We start from the raw sequence: 3,699 nt of genomic DNA, 5'->3' as shown, positions 1-3,699 counted from the left end.
GTCGATACCCGTGCGGTCCGCGCGACTGCTGGACGCGATGTCGGAGTACGGCGACTGAGGACTGGTGGAACCGGCCGCTCCTCCGCCCCGTCCAAGCGCCGTCCCCCTCCCGGAGGACGGCGCAGTACAGACATTGAGCGGAGCGAAGGAGTGGTGTGGTGAGCACCGAGGGCGGCACGACCGACAGCAATCCCGATCGCACCCCGGAGCCCAGGGGGCGGTGGCGGCACCCACGGCTGGCGGTCGCGTCGGTGGCGGCCGCGATGCTGCTGGCCGGTGGCGGGGGCGCGTACTGGGCCTCCACCGCGGCGGACGGTACGGATTCCGGGGCCGCGGGCGGGGCGGGGAGCGACGGCGCTCCCCCGCCCCTGGTCCTGGACGGCTATCGCCCGGGCGGCGGTTCGCCGCAGGGCATCGCCGTGGGGGAGCCCGATCCCAACGGCGTGCGCTACCGCGCGGAGGGCACGCTTCCCGAAGGGCCGCGCAAGGCGCCGGTCTTCCTGCCGCGGGACGAGGTGCGTCCGGACGAGGTGGCCTCGCTCGCCAAGGCCCTGTCCGTGCCGGGCACTCCCCGGCTGGAGCAGGGCGTGTGGCGGGTGGGCGGCGCGCCGGGCGCGGACGAGCCGGTGCTCCAGGTCAAGCGGCAGGGGCCGGGCGACTGGTCGTACTCGCGGTACGGGACACCGGGCGGCGGCTGCGTGCACCCGGGCCCGGGCCCGCAGAAGGAGCAGGCCTCGGCCCCGGCGTCCGACGGCTGCCCGCAGTTCCGGGGCATCGCCCCGGGTGACGCGCGGGCGGTGACGCAGGAGAGGGCGAAGCAGGCGGCGGCGCCCGTGCTGAAGGCCCTCGGCCAGGACGGCGCGAAGCTCGACGCGCACCAGACCTTCGGGGCGGTACGGGCCGTACGCGCCGATCCGGTGGTGAACGGCACGCCGACCTACGGCAGGCAGACGACCCTGGAGGTCGGTTCGGACGCGCAAGTGGTCAAGGGCGCGGGGCAATTGCAGGCCCCGGTGAAGGGGGCCGAGTATCCCCTGGTCTCCGCGGCCGAGGCGCTGAAGGAGCTGAACGAGCACAGCGGCCCGGGGAAGCCGGCGGGCATCGGCGGCTGCGCGACGGCGGTGCCGTACGGGCAGGACGCCCCCGCGCCCTGCCCCGCGTCGGTGACGGCGGGCAAGGACCCGGCCGTGGTGAGCGGGGCGTCGTTCGCGCTCGCGCAGGCCTATGTACGGGGCCGGGAGGCGCTGGTGCCGTCGTGGGTCTTCCAGGTGCGGATGCCGGGCGCGGGTGACGGGGCCGCCGCGGTGCCGGTGGTGCAGACGGCGGTGGACCCGAAGTTCCTCGCGGGACCGTCCCCGGCGCCCTCCGGCACGGCCCCGGCGACGGACACCCCGAAGGCGTCGCCGATGCGCGTCGACTCCTACAGCCAGGACGGCAGGAAGCTCGTCCTGCACTTCTGGGGAGGGACGTGCAACGACTACACGGCGTCCGCCGAGCAGTCCTCGGGCGCGGTGACGGTGAAGGTCGTCGGCACGGAGAAGAAGCCCGGCCAGATGTGCGTGATGATGGCGGAGCGCATGGACCGGACGGTGACGCTGGACAAGCCGCTGGACGACCGGAAGGTCGTGGACGCGGTGACGGGCGAGCCGGTGCCCGCGGACACGCCGGGGAAGTGACCGGCGCACGGACCGCACGGACGAACGCGAAGGCGGCACCCCGAGCGGGGTGCCGCCTTCGCGTTCAGTCTCGCGTACGGGCCGCGTGCCTCACGGCTTAGCTGAAGGAGTCGCCGCAGGCGCAGGAACCCGTGGCGTTCGGGTTGTCGATGGTGAAGCCCTGCTTCTCGATGGTGTCGACGAAGTCGATGGAGGCGCCGCCCAGGTACGGGGCGCTCATGCGGTCGGTGACGACCTTGACACCGTCGAACTCCTTGACGACGTCGCCGTCGAGAGAGCGCTCGTCGAAGAAGAGCTGGTAGCGCAGACCGGAGCAGCCGCCGGGCTGGACGGCGACGCGCAGGGCGAGGTCGTCACGGCCTTCCTGCTCCAGCAGGGTCTTGACCTTGGCGGCCGCTGCGTCGGACAGGAGGATGCCGTCGCTCACCGTGGTCTTCTCGTCCTGAACGGACATCTGCTTCACTCCCGGGTTTCGTGCGGACTGCTTGCCCTCGGCTGCAACCGCCGGCCTCCCGGATTCATTCCGGGCCCGCCGTGTCACTTCTAGGTCACTTCTCGTCTTTCATGCTCGCACACCACCGGCCCGATCGGGAATGCGTCACATCGACGCAATGGCCATCGTCAAACTGACACGAAGCAGCTATGATAGATAGCGTCAAATTGACGACAAGGCTGTTCCAGAGCCGTCCGCAGCACAGAAAGGGTGCGTGTCGTGACCACCGCCCAACCCTTGGATGTCCAGCCCACCCCCCTCGCGCTCCTGCTGCTCGGCCGCGAGGCCGACCCGAGGAGCGAGCGGGGCGTGGAGTGTCCGGGCGACCTGCCCGCGCCGTCCGACCCCGACCTGGTCGAGCGCGCGCGTGCGGCCAAGGCCAGGCTCGGCGACAAGGTCTTCGTGCTGGGCCACCACTACCAGCGCGACGAGGTCATCGAGTTCGCGGACGTCACCGGCGACTCCTTCAAGCTCGCGCGCGACGCGGCCGCCCGGCCCGACGCCGAGTACATCGTCTTCTGCGGCGTGCACTTCATGGCCGAGTCGGCGGACATCCTGACCTCGGACACCCAGCAGGTCGTCCTGCCGGACCTGGCCGCGGGCTGCTCGATGGCCGACATGGCCACCGCCGAGCAGGTCGCCGAGTGCTGGGACGTTCTGACCGAGGCGGGCGTCGCCGAGGTGACCGTCCCCGTCTCGTACATGAACTCCTCCGCCGACATCAAAGCCTTCACCGGCAAGCACGGCGGCACGATCTGCACCTCGTCCAACGCCGAGCGCGCGCTGACGTGGGCCTTCGAGCAGGGCGAGAAGGTCCTGTTCCTGCCGGACCAGCACCTGGGCCGCAACACCGCCGTCCGCGACATGGGGATGTCGCTGGAGGACTGCGTCGTCTACAACCCCCACAAGCCGAACGGCGGCCTGACCGCCGAGGAGCTGCGGGCCGCGAAGATGATCCTGTGGCGGGGCCACTGCTCCGTGCACGGCCGCTTCAGCCTGGACTCGGTCAAGGACGTGCGCGAGCGCATCCCGGGTGTCAATGTCCTGGTGCACCCGGAGTGCCGCCACGAGGTCGTGGCCGCCGCCGACCACGTCGGCTCCACGGAGTACATCATCAAGGCCCTGGAGGCCGCCCCGGCCGGTTCCAAGTGGGCCATCGGCACGGAGCTCAACCTCGTACGGCGCCTGGCGAACCGTTTCGCCTCCGAGGGCAAGGAAATCGTCTTCCTCGACCGCACGGTGTGCTTCTGCTCCACGATGAACCGCATCGACCTGCCGCACCTCGTCTGGACCCTGGAGTCCCTGGCCGACGGCAAGCTGGTGAATCGCATCGAGGTGGACCCGGAGGTGGCGGCCTTCTCGAAGCTGGCCCTGGAGCGCATGCTCGCCCTCCCGGGGGGTTAGCCGCGACTCCTCCGTCCGGTGCCCGTTCGGCTCTCCCGCCGTCGCCGCCCTCCGGGCGGGGGCGGCCTGCGGCCGCGTCCTCAAGCGCCGGACGGGCTGGGTGGGTTGCTGTGGGGGAGAGTTTTC

General features: G+C 71.6%; 3 protein-coding genes. 2 read left to right on the top strand and 1 reads right to left on the bottom strand.

The window, feature by feature from the left end; translation table 11 throughout:
- Nucleotides 1-158 precede the first annotated feature (158 nt).
- Nucleotides 159-1,676, top strand: coding sequence for a hypothetical protein (locus tag K6I34_RS33560; protein WP_229331819.1), 1,518 nt, complete (start codon nucleotides 159-161; stop codon nucleotides 1,674-1,676).
- 97 nt (nucleotides 1,677-1,773) lie between these two features.
- Here K6I34_RS33560 and erpA read toward each other — a convergent pair whose 3' ends face one another.
- Entirely contained in the window at nucleotides 1,774-2,130 is a 357-nt protein-coding gene (gene erpA / locus K6I34_RS33555; RefSeq protein ID WP_229331818.1) for an iron-sulfur cluster insertion protein ErpA, read from the bottom strand.
- Between the two features lie 258 nt (nucleotides 2,131-2,388).
- Here erpA and nadA point away from each other — a divergent pair, with 258 nt between their 5' ends.
- Nucleotides 2,389-3,573, top strand: coding sequence for a quinolinate synthase NadA (nadA, locus tag K6I34_RS33550; protein WP_229331817.1), 1,185 nt, complete (start codon nucleotides 2,389-2,391; stop codon nucleotides 3,571-3,573).
- The last annotated feature ends 126 nt before the right edge of the window (nucleotides 3,574-3,699 follow it).

It is taken from the genome of Streptomyces sp. UNOC14_S4 (assembly GCF_020740835.1).
Taxonomy (GTDB): domain Bacteria; phylum Actinomycetota; class Actinomycetes; order Streptomycetales; family Streptomycetaceae; genus Streptomyces.
The sequence above is the reverse complement of the archived record's forward strand: the minus strand, read 5'-3'. Positions and strand labels throughout refer to the sequence as shown.

Excerpts from the sequence above, each read along its gene's own strand:
- erpA (WP_229331818.1), bottom strand. The coding sequence starts at position 2,130 with ATGTCCGTTCAGGACGAGAAGACCACGGTGAGCGACGGCATCCTCCTG.